Raw genomic sequence first — 16,343 nt, 5'->3', positions numbered from 1 at the left:
GACTCGAGCCCTCGCAGTACGGCGGTCAGACCTGTTCTGCACCGTGGACGGGGTTGTGGCGGTGGAGGCCCTCCCGCAACCACCGCCCACCGTCCACGGTGCAGAACCCGCGACGATCCTCATCCCTCCTGAGGATCGATCGCACTCCGCACCCGTCGGCGGAACAGTGATGAGGCACTGATCACGCAGACGAGCAAGGAGTAGATCGCCAGCGCCGCCCCGGCACTGCCGGCCGTGGATCCGACGCTGTCCGGACTGGATCCGTTCCCACCGGATCCGAGTGCTACCACCGCTGTGACCACGACCAGCGCGATCAACGGGCCGCTCCACCCGAGCACACCCATCCGCATCCCGTGCCCGTCGTCACTCGGTACCCGCAGGGCGCCGTGCAGCGAGGCGAGACCGCAGGCGGCGGCAACGTTCAGCAGCAGCAGGCGGGCGGCGACGTCCTGGAGCGACGCGCCGGCTGGGCCGGTCGCGTCGTACCCGAGCGCGTACAGGTCGACCGGGACGATGATCGCGGCGGCGCCGACGGCGGCGAGCTGGAACACCCGGGGTCGCCGGATCGAGTCGCGCAGGACGTCGTACTTCGACGTTGTCGTGACGACCAGAGCGGTGAAGAAGAGCGCGAAGAGGGGGAGTACCGCGACGTCCATCGGGACCGAGTCTCTCTGGTCGAGCGTTGCCCCGGACAACGCTGGCGGACGGTGGTGCCTCTTCTGCTGTACTCGGTGGTGCTGCGAGGGCGGCGGGCGAGTTTCCTCGCCCGTCGCTCACGCGTTCGGTTGGTCAGGCCCCCCTCTACCAACCGCTTCCGGCCGATCCAAGGCCCCCCTTGACCGACCGTGGATGACGTGCCCCCACCCCATCCATCCGTTGCATCGCGTGGAACGGGGTCGTCGTTACACGGATTCGGGTGATTGGGTAAGAATTGCGCAAAGGTGCGCGAGACAACCTTTTCCGAGCGCAAACACTGTGTGCCAAGTCTGAGAACCCCGGCTCGCGGGTCGGGGCGGCCGAGGTGAGGGGGATAGGCGGGGGGTGGAGGGGGCGGCGTGGGGGGTGAGGGTCGGCCGGAGCGGCTGGTGGTGCCGGGGCGGGGGGCGGTGGAGTGGGGCCGGGGCGGTGGAGTGGCGCGGGGCTAGGGGAGGGTGGACCAGGCTTGGTGGGCGGCGCCCAGGAGGCCGGCGTTGGCTAGTTGGGCGGGTTCTACGGTCAGGTCGGCGACGAAGGGGAGCTGGGCCAGGCGCTTCACCCAGGCTTGGACCGGGTCGAAGAGGACTGGGCCGGCCTTCGCCACACCGCCGCCGATGACGACTGTGGTGAGGTCGACCGTGACCGCGGTGGCGACGATGCCGGCGGCCAGTGCCTGGGCGCCGTCGTCGAAGATCGCCAGCGCCAGCTCATCGCCGGAGGCGGCGTCGGCGGCCAGTACGGCGGCGTCCACGTCCTCGTCCGCCCGCCAGCCGCGGCGCTTCGCCCGGGCAACCATCCGGGGCCCGCTCGCGTACGCCTCGACGCACCCGTACGACCCGCACGCACACGCCTCGCCGTCCTGGTCGACCACCATGTGACCGATGTGCGCGGCGTTGCCGGACTGCCCGATCAGCGGCTTGCCGTCAACGACCAGCCCACCGCCGACCCCGGTCGACACCACGATGCCGAGCAGCGTGTCGACGTCCCGCCCGGCCCCGGTCCAGTACTCGCCGAGCGCGAAGCAGTGCCCGTCCACTCCCAGCGTCACCGGTACGTCGCCGGCCAACGCCCGTACCCGCTCGACCAGAGGGAAGTTCCGCCAGCCGGTGATGTTCACCGGCGAGACCAGCCCGTGCTCCTGGTCCAGCGGTCCGGCCGAACCGATCCCGACCGCCAGCGGAGTGGCGTCGCCCCGGACGCGTTCGATCAGCTCGGCGAGCGCGGCGAACACCTTGTCCGCACCGCCGGGCGGCGTGAGGATCCGGTCGCCGGTGCGGATCGTGCCGTCCGCGGACACCAGAGCGGCGGCCATTTTCGTGCCGCCGATGTCGATCCCGAGGACCGTGCCCTGATTCATCTCTGCCTCGTCGCTCATGGTCCCCCAGTCAGTGCCGGTGCAGGTTGTCAGGTTGGCTGCTGTCGCCCGGGTGCTCGAGCCCGTGGACCAGCTGGACTCGGTCGTGCATGGCAGCGTTCAGCCAGCGGGCGAACGCTTCCAGCCGGGCGCTCTGCAGAAGCTCGCGATGCCAGTCCGCCACCGGTACGGCAGGATCGGCCGGCGGCTCCTGCCCGAGGACGTCGGCCGCGTACGCCAACTGCTCCGCCGGGATCCGGACGTCCGCGGTCACCAGGGCAGCGACCCGACGTACCGCCTCAGAACCAGCCAGCGCCGCTGCCGTGATGGACCCGACGGCGATCGCGGTCGACACGTCGATCGGATCCGGCTCGCCGGCCGGCGCGAAAGGAGTCGCAGGAACGGCGTCCGCGCGGCGGCGGAGCTCGTCGAGGCACAGTTGCTCGGTGAGCACGACCTGCGCGACCCACCGGGTGAGCTGGCGGCCTTCACGACTGTCGGGCCGGGGGAGCACGCAGGCGGCGTCACCCGCACGCAGGACCGCGAGCCGATCGTCGAGCAGCTCGCGGAGCACAGGTTCCCCGTTGAGGTACGCCATCACCTCCGGCGGCGCCACCGGCGCGTGCCTGTGCCCATGACCGTGGCCCATGGTCAGAGCCGCCGTCATCGGATCTCCAGGCGGACGGTGGGTGCGTACTGCGCGCGGCCGAACCACATCACCTTCGGCAAGACCCATGCGTGCGCCGGCGTCGCGTCGGCGGGTGCGTGGATCGGCACGGCGACGGTGACGGACGACTTCGGAGGTACGACGACCGGGCGGACGGGGTCAGGCAACCAGGACCAGGTCCCGTACGGCGATGCCAGCTGGAGCTCGGCGCGGATCTCGGCGGACGTGTTGTTGGTGAAGACCAAGTCCAGCGTCTCCGACGTACCGGGTGTCAGCCGGATGTCCTGGGTGGATGGCGCCACAGTGAGGCCGGTGGGGCGGCCGGGCTCGTTGTCGGGTGCACCAGAGCCGTGATCCGGCGCCTCGGACGGCGGCATGCCGAAGCCGAGGGTGGCAGTGAGCTCCGGGCTCTCGCCGACGAAGACCGTGACGACGTCCTCGACTGCTGTCACACCTGCGCCGCCGGCGAGGTCGTCGGTCTGGGTGAGTACCCGGGCGGCGACGAAGTACTGGCCTGGTGCGCAGTTCTCCGGTGGGGTGACGTTCGCGAGGTGGCGGACGTAGCCGCCGGGCTCGAGGTGCAGTTGACGATCGGATTGATCTGTTGTCCAACCATCCGGGAGCTGGATTGTCAACAATCCTGCGGCCGGGCTGTCGGCGTACTGGTTGGCGATCACCATCGAGAGCTCGATCCGCTTGCCGGCGGTCCGCGCGACCGTGGGGGAGACGGACAGGCTGACCGGGAGGAAGCCCAGCTGGGCGGGTCCACGGTTGTGCAGCCAGTAGCGCGCGTACGACGGCTGGGCCAGCTCGGCCGGTTGACCGAGTACGGCGGGGTTGGCGGGCTCGGTGTGGTCGAGGCCGAGGACGAAGGTGTCGACGGCGGAGCCGGGCAGGTCGATCGTGAGGTTGCCATCGGCAACGTCGATCGGGGCGCCGCGGTTCTCCAGCAGGTCGGCGTGGTGGGCGGCGGTGATCGGTAGTGCCGAGGAGATCGTTGCCGTCGAACCCAGACCTGTTGCTTCGATCAACCGTACGGTGACACCGTCCCGCGGGTCGGCCGGGACACCCGACCCGCGGGCGATGGCATTGCCGGCCGGCTTCACGGTGGAAACCAGCACGTCTCGCTCGGGCGTGACCTGCAGCAGGCTGTGCGTGGGTGGCAGGGTCCCGTCGTGTGCGGTGGTGGTTGCCGCTAGCAATGGCGAGGAGAACTCCTGGCCGCGGCTCGGCAGTTGCTGCTTGCGCCAGTCGCCGTCACCACTGGTCAACGCGTACCGGAACTCGTGCGTCCAGTGCTGCAACTGGAACGCCGACCCGTCCGGCGCCGTACGCCGTGGCGGGTCGATCCAGATCCCCGACGGCCAGCCGGTGCACGACCGCAGCAGTGATGCGTGCAGAGCGCCGGTCGCGTCGACCGCGAATCCCGGCAGACCGTAGGTGAGCAGTGCGACGGTCCGATCCTCGAACTCCTCGACGACGCCCTCACCAACCACGGTCGCGCTGATCCGGGCCTGTCCCAACTCCACGACAGCAGCCGCAACAGCCTCCGCCGTGGGCAGCACCACGGCCGGAATAGCCCGCACATCCCGCACATCCGCATTCGGCTGCCAGACATCCGCCAACGCAGTCCGCGGCGGAACAAACACAGCGCCGCCTGCGGCGGCGGAAGTGGTGGTGGTTGGCTGTTCTTCCTCAGCGTCCTGCAGTAGTGAAGCTGCTGTGCCGATCAGGATGCGGAGGTCGGGGAGGTTGGAGTCGACCTTGAGGTGGCCGTAGCGAGAGCCACCGGCCAACGACGTGGTGGCGGTTACGCCTACTCGGGCCAGGGCGCCGACCAGGTCGCGAACGTCGGCGGGCTCGGAGTCGTCGGGGACCACGATCTCGGCGATCGCGAGGGGGCGGGTGCCTACGTGGTTGCCGTCGGCATCCAGCAGGTCCACCCGCGCGGTGGTGCCGAGGCCGAACCAGGTATTGGCAGGGTTGTCCAGGGTCCAGGGCGCGGCGGCGCTGTCGACGTCGATCAGGCCGAAGCCGCGGCCGACGACTGCGCCGGCTACCTCGCTCAGCGGCAGCGCGCCTGGTACGTCGGCGGGGAACTTCACGCGGACCAGGCGGTCCGACTGCGCGTGGTCCAGGATCCGCGTGGTGAACTCGACCCGGTCCAAACCGTCGTACAGCGTGACGACCGCCTCGTAGGAGATCCCGTCGACCTCGCCGCGGCTGATCACCCGGCTGCCGAGCGGCCCCACCTGCGTGAACACCTTCGCCGGCGCCGCACCCGACCCGACGACCGGACCCGACGGGATCAGATGCCACGGGCCCTCGCCGAAGCGCGGATGATCCGGGTACTCCTCGTACACTCGCAGTTCGTTGCCGAGCCCCTTGAGGACCTCGCGCCCCGAAGCCTTCTCCACGATCGAGCTGACCCCGCCGCCCCGCGACGGATCCACAGTCACGCTGAAGTAGGAGTTCTCCACCGTCTCGCCCGAGCCGGGTCCCCAGACCGCGGCCGCCGTACCAGCGACCAGGCCGTAGCTCCGCCACCCCAGCGACGGCACGTCCCGCGCGAGGAAGGTCAGCTTGTCGCCCTCGACCACCGACGGCACCTCGGCCCCGTCGGCATCGACGATCCGCCACGGCCCCTCACCCGGCACCGCAACGCGAGGCAGATCGGTCCGCGTGAACGACAGTGTGTTCGTGACGACCACGGCCGACGACCCGAAGGCAGACGACCCGACATCAGACGACCCGAAGGCAGCCGATCCGAAGGCAGCCGTGTCGATCCGCGCCGCGAAAGCCGACAACGACGCGGTACGCGCGGCATCCGACAAGTCATGCGCCTCACGCCACCCGGTGACCAGGTCGATGTAGACCTGGTCCGACTCCGACCCGGTGATCGCGTCGTGGTGAGCGCCGTACGCGAGCTGCCGCCACACCTTGTCCAGCGAGGCTTCCGCGAACCGGCCGAACCCGAGCAAGTCGGCGTACGTGCCGAGCTTCTCCGCGTCGACCGCCGCGACCTCGGCCGCGCGCTGGGCCTGCTTGGTGTCGATGTACGACACGTCCTTGCCGGTGTAGATCGGGTTCATGTCCCGCGACTGCGGCGACGGCCGGCGGCCTTCGGCGGCCAGCTCGGCGCGGACCCGGTCCATGAAGTGCTTCGTCGTACCGCAGACGAACTTCGGCCACGCGTCGCGCGCGTTCCAGTCGTGGTGCAGCGCGGTGATCCAGTTGTTCGGCGGGGTGTAGTCACCGCCGACCGGCAGCAGCGTGTTGCGCGTCGCCGCGACCGTCTTCAGTGTCGCGAAGAGCTGGTATGCCGTGTCACCCGCGGCCTCGACACTCGGCGCGTTCTGCAGCTCCCAGCCTGGGCCGTAGTGGTCCGGCATGTAGTGCGTCAGTACTCCGTCCCCACTCGGGCTGATCCACTCGAACTCACTGTGGAACTGCATCACCGCGGCCGTGCCCGCCTTCGGCTCACTCCAGGCCTGCCGCAGCGGTCCCCACTGGTGGAACGGTCCGCGAGCCCACGCCGAGCCGGTCAGCCCAGCCTTGGCGAGGTAGCCGGGGAACTGCGGGTCGTGCCCGAACACGTCCAGCTGCCACGCGTTCTGGGGGTCGCCGCCGAGGATGTCGCGCTGGTAGCCGACGCCGTACACGATGTTGCGGATGGTGGTCTCGGCGCCGGTCAGGTTCGTGTTCGGCTCGTTGTAGGTGCCGCCGATGATCTCGACCCGGCCCTCCGCGATCAGCCGGCGCAGGACCGCGCGGTTCTCCGGGAAGGTGTCGAAGTACGGCTTGAGGTAGTCGAGCTCGGCCAGCACGAAGCAGTACGCCGGATCGCGCAGCGCCAGCTTGAGATGCGCGTCGACCAGGCTGAACGCGTTGTGCGTGTAGACCGGTCGCGTGGTGCCGTCGGGGCCCTGCAGGTCCCAGCTGGTCGTGTACGCCGCCTGCGTGTTCCACCAGACCGGGTCGTAGTGGAAGTGCGAGACCATCACCATCGTCCAGCCCGGTTCCGCGATCACCACCGTGCCGCTGTCCGACGCGACGTCACGCCCCTCGGCCGACACGATCACGGTCGCCGGGACACTCGTGCCGTACGACGAGCGCAGCAGCCCGTCGATCTCGAGCGGCACCTCGACCCGGACCGGCCCGTCGCCCGGCGGCAGGTCCGCCGCACCGGAGAGGCCGTCGCCGCTCACCCGCACCGACAGGGTGCCGTCGCCACGAGCACGCGTCAGCTCGACCCGCAGCAACTGGCGCGGATCGTCGTCGCTACCGGCGAACAACTCGGGCGAGGAGACGTGGGTGATCAGTACGGTCACGATGTCGGGCTCCGTCGAGAGCGGTCAAGGTCGAGAGACAACGTTATCCGTAGTCGGCCCGGACAGCGAGGGGACAATTTCAGGAATCCCCGCAAACCCGCAGGAATACGCCCGGGAAACGCCTTGACAACGCCTGACAACGATCGCCCTGACTCCCGTTGTCAGCTGCTGGACATTAGCTCTGGGTGATGGGGTGGCGCCCGGACCGCGCGCCGGGAGAGGGTAGGGGGATGAGTGAACAGTCCAAGACCTTCCCCGCCCCGCCGCCCCAGTCGGTGGATCGTGATGCCGCCGGTGCCCTGATCGTCGGTCTCCCCGGGACGACCGCGACCGACGAGCTACGCCGCGCCGTCGCCGGCGGACTCGGCGGGGTCATCCTGTTCACCCGCAACGTCGTCGACGCCGACCAGGTCACCGCGCTGACCGCGTCGCTGCGGGCCGAGCGGCCCGATCTGATCATCGCGATCGACCACGAGGGTGGCGAGTTCAGCCACCTCGCACCGGCGAACCGGTGGCCGCTGGCCTCGCCGCGGCTGCTCGGCGATCTGGACGACGTCGACCTGACCCGGGCGTCGGCCCGGGACGCGGCCGCGACGCTCGCGAGTCTCGGCATCGACCTGATGCTCGCGCCGTCGGTCGACGTGAACAGCAACCCGGCGAACCCGGTGATCTCGACCCGGTCGTTCGGCGCCACCGCCGAACTCGTCTCCCGCCACGGCGTCGCGTTCGTCGAGGGCGTGCACGAGGCCGGGATCGCCGCCTGCCCGAAGCACTTCCCGGGCCACGGCGACGTCGCCGTCGACTCCCACGTCGGCCTGCCCCGGGTCGACCGCTCGGTCGCGGAGGTCTCGGCGGTCGAGCTCGCACCGTTCCGGGCGACGATCGCCGCCGGCGCCGACGTGGTGATGAGCGCTCACATCGTGGTCTCGGCGTACGACGATCAGCCGGCCACCCTCTCGCATCGCCTGCTGACCGGGCTGCTGCGCGAGGAGCTCGGCTTCACCGGCGTGATCACCACGGACGCCCTGGAGATGCAGGCGATCACCAGGACCCGTTCGATCGAGGACGCCGCGGTCGCCTCGATCGGGGCCGGGGCCGACCTCGCCATGATCGCGGTCGGATCCGCCGATCCGCAGGTGCTGACCGCTCGCGTGGTCGATGCCGTCAGCAACGGTACGCTAGCCGCCGAGCGGGTCGCCGACGCCGCCACCCGGGTCCGCGCCCTCGCCGCCACGCTCGCCCGGCGCACCCGTCAGCCCGGTCTCGACGGTGCACCGATCCGCGAGGTCGCCGCCCGCGTCGTGGCCGGCCAGACGTTCCCCGCCCTGGGCGCGTCGACGTACGTCATCGATCTGACCCAAGGCCTGCACCCGGCCTGGAACCCTTATTTCAGTGGGCTTCTGGAGATCTTCACCCGGGTCGCGCCGGGCTCGGACGGCGTGGTCCTGCGCGGCGAGCATCGCCTGACGGACACCCATTCACCGGCCGGCAACGCGATCGCGGAGGCGGCGAAGGCAGCCGCCGGCCGGCCGTTGGTGATCGCCGTGCAGGACGCCGTGCGTACGCCGTGGATGCGCGAGGCACTCACGCACTTGTTGCAGGGCCGTGACGGCGACACCTTCGTGCTCTGCACTGGCATTCCCGAGGACCGGGCACTGGTTCCGGGCGGTGTTCCCACGGCCACCACGTCGGGTCGCAACGTGATCGTGCTCGAGGCGGTCGCGAAGGCGCTCACTCGGGACGGCAGCTGAGCTGCAGGTCCAGCGCCTGGTGCTCGACGTAGTTGAGGGCGTGGCGGACCGCGCCGACCGAGACGATCGCCTCGCCGAGCGACGAGACGGCGACGCGCGGCGGCGTACTGGTGAAACCGGCCAGGTGCTTCTCGATGTCCGGGAGGAGCGCCTGGGCCGCCTCGGCGACCGCACCGCCGAGGACGACCAGCTCGGGATTGAACAGGATGCCGAGCGTCGCCACCACCCGGGCGGTCCGTCCGGCCACGTGCTGAAGGATGCCTAGGGCAACCGCATCGCCGGCCTCGGCGGCGGCGAACACCAGCTCCGCGGTGACCGGCCGGTCACCGGCGAGCTCGCGCAGAGCGGTCCCGACGGCCGGGTCGGCGACCGCCGCGGCGCCCTGTTCGCGGGCCATCCTGGCGATGCCGTGGGTGTCGCCGACGCCCTCGACGAGCTTGAGGTAGACCATCTCGCCGGCCCCGCCGCGACTGCCGTGCAAGAGCCGGCCCGAGTCCATCAGCCCGGATCCGAACCGCTCACCGGCCAGCAGTACGGCGAGATCGCCGACATTCCGCGCGACGCCGAGCCAGTGCTCGCCGAGCGCGGCCAGGTTGGCGTCGTTCTCCAGCAGGACCGGCCAGCCGTGCAGGTCGGTCAGCCGCTTGGCCAATCCTGCGTCGAAGCGCCGCCAGAACTCGTCGTCGACCAGGATGTTCCCGTCCCGGTCGACCGGCGCCGCGACTCCGACACCGGCCGCAAGCACCTGGTCATTGGCGATCTCCGCGGCGGCGAGCGCCTCGACGACCGTCTCGTGCACGATCTCGGTCCGCTCACCGGGGCGCTGCACTCCGGCCACCGACCGCCCGGCCTTGGCGATCGTCTCGCCGCGGAGATCGCTGACCAGGACCGTGGTCCTGGCCGCGCCGATGTCGATGCCGAGCACGAAGCCCGCGCGGCTGTTGAACTCGAACCGTCGCGACGGCCGGCCCACGGAGGCGTCGTTGCGGCCCGGATCGTGCTCGACCACCCAGCCCATCGAGATCAGGTCGTTGCAGACCGCGTGCACGGTCGCCCGGGTCAGACCGGTCGCCTCGATCAGGCCGGTCCCGGTCATCACCCGGGCGCGGGTCAGCACGCCGAGCACCTTCCCCGCGTTCACCCGGCGCAGCATCGGCGGCGTGGCCGTGGGCGGTGTAGCCGGTGGTTTCGCCATGAAAAAGAAGCCCCTTGACCTGATCGTGAATCCGCGCGCAGAATACTGCAGAATCTAAATTTAGAGCCTATATAAACAACCGCGCAAGACTGACACTCGAGTGAGGCGACCGTGACCAGTCCGCAGACGACCGACCCCGACTGGTGGCGGCAGGCCGTCGTCTACCAGATCTACCCGCGCAGCTTCGCCGACTCCAACGGCGACGGCGTCGGTGACCTGCCGGGCATCATCAGCCGCGTGCCGTACCTGGCGGAGCTCGGCATCGACGCCGTCTGGCTGAGCCCCTTCTACCCGTCCGCCCTGGCCGACGGCGGGTACGACGTCGACGACTACCGCAACGTGGACCCGCGGCTCGGCACCCTGGCGGACTTCGACCTGCTGGTCGAGGCGCTGCACGCGGAGAACATCAAGCTGATCGTCGACATCGTCCCGAACCACACCTCTGACCGCCACGAGTGGTTCAGCGAGGCGCTCGCGGCCGCGAAGGGCACGCCCGCCAGGGACCGGTACATCTTCCGCGACGGCGAGGGCGACCAGCCGCCGTCGGACTGGGACTCGGTGTTCGGGGGATCCGCCTGGGCGCGGACCGACGACGGGCAGTGGTACCTGCACATGTTCGCGGCCGAGCAGCCCGACCTGAACTGGGAGCACCCGGAGGTACGCGCGGACTTCCTGCAGACACTGCGGTTCTGGTCGGACCGAGGCGTCGACGGCTTCCGTGTCGACGTCGCGAGCGCGCTGGTGAAGGACTTGTCCGAGCCGTTTCCTTCGAAGGCAACCCTGCCCCGGCAGTCCGAGTCGAACGGCGAGCACCCGCTGTGGGACCAGGACGGCGTCCACGAGATCTACCGCGACTGGCGGAACGTGCTGAACGAGTACGACCCGCCCCGGTCGGCCGTCGCCGAGGCGTTCGTACCGGCGGCCCGGCGGGCCCGGTACGCCAGTGCGGACGGGCTCGGCCAGGCGTTCAACTTCGACCTGCTGCAGGCTGACTGGGAGTACGACAAGTTCCGTCGGGTGATCGAGGAGAACCTCGCGCTGGCCGAGCAGAACGGGTCGTCGTCGACCTGGGTGTTCTCGAACCACGACGTGGTCCGGCACGCGACCCGGTACGGCCTGCCGAAGAACCCGAAGGGCGGCTGGCAGGACGGCAAGGACTGGCTGCTGAGCGACGGAACCGACCCGACGAACGACGTCGCGCTCGGACTGCGCCGGGCCCGGGCCGCGGTCCTGCTGATGCTGGCGCTGCCGGGATCGGCGTACCTGTACCAAGGTGAGGAGCTCGGTCTGCAGGAGGTCGGCGAACTGCCGGCGGCGAACCTGCAGGACCCGGCGTACTTCCGCTCCAAGGGCGCCGAGAAGGGCCGCGACGGGTGCCGGGTGCCGATCCCGTGGACCGTCGGCGGACTGTCCTTCGGCTTCGGCTCCGGTGGCTCGCACCTGGTGCAGCCGAAGTGGTTCGGTGCGTACTCGGTGGAGGCGCAGGTGGGCGATCCGGACTCGACGCTGAGCCTGTACCGCAAGGCCCTCGCCGTACGCCGGGGTCTGCAGGCCAGCAACTCACTGAGCTGGGTCGACGGCACCGACTGGGTCCTGCACTTCACCCGTCCCGGCGGCTGGCAGTCCGTCACGAACTTCGGCGCCGCGCCGGTCGAGCTGCCCGACGCCGCGGTGGTCCTGTCGAGCGGTCCGCTGGAGGGCGACAAGCTCCCGAGTGACACCACTGCCTGGCTGATCTGATGCGGCAGGATGGGGGTCGTGACCCCCACGCTTGCTGATGTGATCGCCGTCCTCGACCGGCTGTACAACCCTGCCTGGGCGGAGTCCTGGGACGCGGTCGGGCTGGTCACCGGCGATCCGGAGCAGCAGGTACGACGGATCCTGTTCGCCGTCGACCCGATGCGGACCGTGGTGGACGAGGCGATCGAGGGCGACTTCGATCTCCTCGTCACCCACCACCCGCTCCTGCTGCGCGGGGTCAACAGCGTGGCCGCGACCACGCCGAAGGGCCGGGTCGTGCACGACCTGATCCGGAGCAACACCGCGCTGCATGTCTGCCACACCAACGCCGACAACGCGAACCCGGGCGTGAGCGACGCGCTCGCCGCGGCCCTCGGCCTGCGGGACACCCGGCCGCTCAAGGCGCTGCCGTCCGAGCCGATGGACAAGCTCGTGGTGTTCGTGCCGGTCGACGAGACGCAGGCGATGATCGACGCGCTGGCGAAGGCCGGCGCCGGACAGATCGGTGACTACGACCGGGCCGCCTGGAGCGGCGTCGGCGAAGGCACCTTCCGGCCGCTCGAGGGCGCGAACCCGGCGATCGGTCAGGTCGGGGACATCGAGGTCGTTCCGGAGAAGCGCCTGGAGATGATCCTGCCGCGCCGCAAGCGCCGAGGTGTCGTCGAGGCGCTGATCACCGCACATTCCTATGAAGAGCCGGCCTTCGACCTCTACGAACTGGCGCAGGTTCCGAGTCAGCGGGGCGGCGGCCGGATCGGCGTACTCCCGGAGCCACTGCCGCTGAAGGACTTCGCACGGCTGGTCGCCGAGAGCCTGCCACGGACGGAGCAGGGCGTCCGGGTCTCCGGGGATCCGGAGCGGACGATCGAAACCGTCGCGGTGGTCGGGGGAGCGGGGGACTCGGAGTTCGAGCGAGTCCGTGCCGCCGGCGTCGACGCCTATCTCACGGCCGACCTCCGCCATCACCCCGCGACCGAGGCCCGCGCGTACGACGAGGGTCCGGCGCTGATCGATGTCGCGCACTGGGCCAGCGAGTGGCCGTGGCTGCGGGACGCGGAGCGGCTCCTGGTCGAAAGCTTGGCAGCGCAAGGCAGTACCGTGGACACTCACATCTCGACGCTCCGCACGGATGCGTGGAACCTGCGGCTCTGATTCCGCGGCACAGACAACTGAACGAGCTAAGGAGCCGATCCTGAACGCCGAGCCCGCCGTCCAACGCCGGTTGCTGGACCTGCAGGATGTCGACCTGCAGCTGGATCAGGTCGCGCACAAGCGCAAATCGCTGCCCGAGCACCAGGCCCTGACGGAACTGGTCGCCGAGAAGACCGTCGTCGATCACGACCTGGTCACCGCCGACACCGAGGTCAGCGACCTGCAGCGGGAGCAGAAGAAGGCCGACACCGACGTCGAGCAGGTTCGGCAGCGGAAGGCGCGCAACCAGCAGCGGATCGACTCCGGTCAGATCAGCTCGCCGAAGGATCTGGAGAACCTGCAGCACGAGATCGGCTCGCTGGACCGGCGGATCTCCGACCTGGAGGACGCCGAGCTCGAGGTGATGGAGAAGCTGGAGGCCGCCGAGGCGGTCCAGGCCGACCTGCGCACCCGCGCCGAGACGTTCGCCGGCCGGCAGACCGAGCTGGAGACCACCCGCGGCGCCGCGCTGAAGGAGCTCGACGAGCAGCGCGCCGAGCTCGGCGACAAGCGCGCCACGATCGCCGCCGAGCTGCCGGACGCCCTCGTCACGCAGTACCAGCGGCTGCGCGAGCACAACGGCGGCATCGGCGCCGCGCCACTGGTCGGCAAGCGCTGCATGGGCTGCCGGATGGAGCTCGCGCCGTCCGACCTGAACCGGATCAAGGCGGCCGCACCGGACGCCGTACTGCGCTGTGAGGAGTGCGGACGGATTCTCGTGCGTACGTCGGAGAGCGCGGCATGAGCGAGCGGAGCGAGCTCATCATCAAGCACAGCGTGCCTCGTGTCTCATCCGCGCCCGGAGCGAAGCGAGGACGTGGATGAGCGGTCTTACCCATGTCATCGTCGAGGCCGATGGTGGCTCGCGCGGGAACCCGGGACCGGCGGCGTACGGCGCTCTCGTTCGCGATCCCGTGACCGGTGAGGTGATCGCTCAGGACGGGAAGACGCTCGGGATCGCGACGAACAACGTGGCCGAGTACTCCGGTCTGATTGCGGGACTCGAGCTGGCCGCGGAGTACGCGCCGAACGCGTCGATCGAGGTGCGGATGGACTCCAAGCTGGTCATCGAGCAGATGGCCGGCCGGTGGAAGATCAAGCACCCGGACCTGCAGCCGCTGGCGATCAAGGCGCAGGGCCTGGCGCCGTTCGGGACCGAGTGGACCTGGGTGCCGCGCGCACAGAACGCCGCAGCCGACGCACTCGCGAACATGGCGCTCGACGGCGTGCCGATCCCGCTGAAGCCGGAGGCCCCCGGTCCGGGACCGGCGGTGACCCAGGAGCCGTCGGTCCTGCAGAAGGCGTTGCAGGGCTGGGGTGCGCAGGCCGAGCCACCGACGCAGCTGATCTTCCTGCGGCACGGTGAGACGCCGCACACCGCCGAGAAGCGGTTCTCGGGTTCCGGTGGTGACGACCCCGGGCTGAGTGAGACCGGCCGGGTGCAGGCCCAGGCGGCCGCGGAGTATCTGTCCCGGATCGGTGGCGTCGACGCGCTCGTGGTGTCGCCGATGCGGCGTACGCGGGAGACGGCGGCCGTGGTCGCCGAGCGGCTCGGGCTCGACGCGGTCGTGGACGACGGCTGGCGTGAGGTCGCGTTCGGCGACTGGGACGGGCACACGTTCGCCGAGATCCAGCAGAAGTGGCCGGACGCCATGAACGCGTGGCTGGAGTCGACCGCGGTCGCGCCGCCCGGCGGCGAGTCGTTCGACACCTGCGCGCGGCGGACCCGGTCCGCCCGGGACGCGATCCTGGCCAGGCATCCGGGCAAGACCGTGGTCGTGGTCACCCATGTCACGCCGATCAAGCTGATGGTCCGGTCGGTGCTGCAGGCCCCGATGTCGTCGCTGTTCCGGATGGAGTTGCGCCCGGCAACGCTGACCGAGATCCACTGGTACGCCGACGGCCTCGCGTCACTCCGCTCCTTCAATGTGCAACCCTCGCTAGTCTGACCTCAGCACAACGCTGAGAAGGACGGAGAGCTCACGTGCCGCTGCAAAGGGTGCATTTCGCCGAGGACGTTCCCGAGGTGTTCCGGGCGTCGTTGCAGGACATCCGGCGTGAGCTCGAGGTGCCGGCGGAGTTCCCGGCCGAGGTGGTCGCGGCGGCGCTGCAGGCGGTGAAGAGTCCGCGGCTGCCGGAGCTCGACCGGACCGACATCGAGTTCGTGACCATCGATCCTCCGGACTCGATGGACCTCGACCAGGCGCTGCACATCGAGCGGACCGGCGACGGCTACACCGTGTACTACGCGATCGCCGACGTCGCCGCCTTCGTCCAGCCCGGTGACCCGATCGACGCCGAGGCGCGCCGCCGCGGCGAGACGCTCTACGCGCCGGACAAGCGGACCCCGCTGCACCCACCGGAGCTGTCCGAGGGTGCGGCGTCGCTGTTGCCCGACCAGGTGCGTCCCGCGGTGCTGTGGACGATCACGGTCGACACATCCGGCGATGGCACTGGCGTGGTGTGCGAGCGAGCGCTGGTGAAGTCGCGGGCCAAGCTGAACTACGCGGGCGTGCAGAAGGACCTTGACGCCGGCAACGCGTCAGAGTCCCTGCAGTTGCTTCGCGAGGTCGGCAAGCTCCGCGAGCAGCGTGAGCTCGAGCGCGGCGGCGTCAACCTGCCCATCCCGGACCAGGAGGTCGTCACCTCCAACCACGGCTGGGGTCTGGAGTTCCGCGCGCCACTGCCGGTCGAGGGCTGGAACGCGCAGATCTCGTTGCTCACCGGGATGGCCGCCGCGGAGCTGATGATGAAGGGCCGGATCGGCATCCTGCGCACGCTGCCCGAGTCGCACGACGACCTACGGCGCAAGCTGGGCAACACCGCCAAGGCTCTCGGGCTCGCCTGGCCGGACGGGACGTCGTACGCCGCGTTCATCCACGCACTGGATCCGAAGGTGCCGGCGCATGCGGCGATGCTGGCGGCGTGCACGGTGCTGTTCCGCGGCGCCGGGTACACGGCGTTCTCGGGGAGTGTGCCGGCCAAGCCCGAGCACGCCGCGATGAAGGCGGAGTACGCGCATGTCACCGCGCCGCTGCGGCGGCTGGTGGATCGGTGGACCGGCGAGATCTGCCTCGCGCTGTCCGCCGGCGCCGAGGTGCCGGCCTGGGTCCGCGAGTCGATGGACGAGATCCCGAAGGTGATGGACGAGGCCGACCGGCGGGCGCACGCGTACGAGCGCTCGATCGTCAGCATGGTCGAGGCCGGATTGGTGGCCGAGAAGATCGGCTCGGAGTTCGACGGCGTCATCACCGACGTCGACGAGCGCGAGAACACCCGCGGCATCGTCGCGCTGACCACGCTCGCCGTCGAGGGCCGCATCACCGGTACGGCGCCACTGCCGCTCGGCCAGCCGGTGCGCGTCAAACTCGTCGAGGCCGACATCACCAAGCGGACGATCGCCTTCAAACTCGCCTAG

Annotated in this window: 11 protein-coding genes; 6 read left to right on the top strand and 5 right to left on the bottom strand. The window is 70.2% G+C overall.

The window, feature by feature from the left end; all coding sequences use genetic code 11:
• Positions 1–119: 119 nt before the first annotated feature.
• The 4 genes from ACXC9Q_RS13375 to ACXC9Q_RS13360 all read right to left on the bottom strand — a co-directional run bounded on the left by ACXC9Q_RS13375 (position 120) and on the right by ACXC9Q_RS13360 (position 7,048).
• Complete coding sequence (locus tag ACXC9Q_RS13375; RefSeq protein ID WP_457056804.1) at positions 120–656, bottom strand: hypothetical protein; 537 nt, start codon at positions 654–656, stop codon at positions 120–122.
• A 485-nt stretch (positions 657–1,141) separates the two neighbouring features.
• Positions 1,142–2,071 (bottom strand): ROK family protein, encoded by a 930-nt coding sequence (locus ACXC9Q_RS13370; RefSeq protein WP_457056803.1) that lies wholly within the window; start codon positions 2,069–2,071, stop codon positions 1,142–1,144.
• A 10-nt stretch (positions 2,072–2,081) separates the two neighbouring features.
• Positions 2,082–2,717: a DUF7158 domain-containing protein gene (locus tag ACXC9Q_RS13365; RefSeq protein WP_457056802.1), complete on the bottom strand. Its 636-nt coding sequence runs from the start codon at positions 2,715–2,717 to the stop codon at positions 2,082–2,084.
• Positions 2,714–7,048 carry a glycoside hydrolase family 38 N-terminal domain-containing protein gene (locus ACXC9Q_RS13360; RefSeq protein ID WP_457056801.1) on the bottom strand — a complete coding sequence of 1,445 codons (4,335 nt, stop codon included), beginning with the start codon at positions 7,046–7,048 and terminating at the stop codon, positions 2,714–2,716. Before ACXC9Q_RS13360 ends, ACXC9Q_RS13365 begins: the two co-directional genes overlap by 4 nt.
• A gap of 230 nt (positions 7,049–7,278) precedes the next feature.
• On the opposite strand from ACXC9Q_RS13360, the gene nagZ reads away from it, so the two are divergent.
• The gene (nagZ, locus tag ACXC9Q_RS13355) at positions 7,279–8,799 is read left to right on the top strand and encodes a beta-N-acetylhexosaminidase (RefSeq protein WP_457056800.1); all 1,521 of its coding nucleotides are present in this window, start codon (positions 7,279–7,281) and stop codon (positions 8,797–8,799) included.
• Here nagZ and ACXC9Q_RS13350 read toward each other — a convergent pair.
• A complete protein-coding gene (locus tag ACXC9Q_RS13350) occupies positions 8,780–9,994 on the bottom strand; it encodes an ROK family protein (protein WP_457056799.1) in 1,215 nt (404 codons plus the stop codon). The genes nagZ and ACXC9Q_RS13350 overlap by 20 nt on opposite strands.
• Positions 9,995–10,105: 111 nt before the next feature.
• On the opposite strand from ACXC9Q_RS13350, the gene ACXC9Q_RS13345 reads away from it, so the two are divergent.
• From ACXC9Q_RS13345 to ACXC9Q_RS13325, 5 genes are all read left to right on the top strand, one after another.
• The gene (locus ACXC9Q_RS13345) at positions 10,106–11,734 is read left to right on the top strand and encodes a glycoside hydrolase family 13 protein (RefSeq protein WP_457056798.1); all 1,629 of its coding nucleotides are present in this window, start codon (positions 10,106–10,108) and stop codon (positions 11,732–11,734) included.
• 18 nt (positions 11,735–11,752) lie between these two features.
• Complete coding sequence (locus ACXC9Q_RS13340; RefSeq protein WP_457056797.1) at positions 11,753–12,886, top strand: Nif3-like dinuclear metal center hexameric protein; 1,134 nt, start codon at positions 11,753–11,755, stop codon at positions 12,884–12,886.
• Positions 12,864–13,670 (top strand): zinc ribbon domain-containing protein, encoded by an 807-nt coding sequence (locus tag ACXC9Q_RS13335; protein ID WP_457056796.1) that lies wholly within the window; start codon positions 12,864–12,866, stop codon positions 13,668–13,670. Before ACXC9Q_RS13340 ends, ACXC9Q_RS13335 begins: the two co-directional genes overlap by 23 nt.
• Before the next feature lie 76 nt (positions 13,671–13,746).
• Positions 13,747–14,874 carry a bifunctional RNase H/acid phosphatase gene (locus ACXC9Q_RS13330; protein ID WP_457056795.1) on the top strand — a complete coding sequence of 376 codons (1,128 nt, stop codon included), beginning with the start codon at positions 13,747–13,749 and terminating at the stop codon, positions 14,872–14,874.
• Positions 14,875–14,909: 35 nt separating this feature from the next.
• The gene (locus ACXC9Q_RS13325; protein ID WP_457056794.1) at positions 14,910–16,343 is read left to right on the top strand and encodes an RNB domain-containing ribonuclease; all 1,434 of its coding nucleotides are present in this window, start codon (positions 14,910–14,912) and stop codon (positions 16,341–16,343) included.

The organism is Kribbella sp. CWNU-51 (genome assembly GCF_054073265.1).
This window is presented reverse-complemented; position numbering and strand designations above follow the sequence as displayed.

What these genes read in the sequence shown, in the direction of transcription:
- ACXC9Q_RS13375 (WP_457056804.1), bottom strand. Translation starts at nt 656, where the DNA reads ATGGACGTCGCGGTACTCCCCCTCTTCGCGCTCTTCTTCACCGCTCTG.
- ACXC9Q_RS13370 (WP_457056803.1), bottom strand. Translation starts at nt 2,071, where the DNA reads ATGAGCGACGAGGCAGAGATGAATCAGGGCACGGTCCTCGGGATCGAC.
- ACXC9Q_RS13365 (WP_457056802.1), bottom strand. Translation starts at nt 2,717, where the DNA reads ATGACGGCGGCTCTGACCATGGGCCACGGTCATGGGCACAGGCACGCG.
- nagZ (WP_457056800.1), top strand. Translation starts at nt 7,279, where the DNA reads ATGAGTGAACAGTCCAAGACCTTCCCCGCCCCGCCGCCCCAGTCGGTG.
- ACXC9Q_RS13350 (WP_457056799.1), bottom strand. Translation starts at nt 9,994, where the DNA reads ATGGCGAAACCACCGGCTACACCGCCCACGGCCACGCCGCCGATGCTG.
- ACXC9Q_RS13335 (WP_457056796.1), top strand. Translation starts at nt 12,864, where the DNA reads ATGCGTGGAACCTGCGGCTCTGATTCCGCGGCACAGACAACTGAACGA.
- ACXC9Q_RS13330 (WP_457056795.1), top strand. Translation starts at nt 13,747, where the DNA reads ATGAGCGGTCTTACCCATGTCATCGTCGAGGCCGATGGTGGCTCGCGC.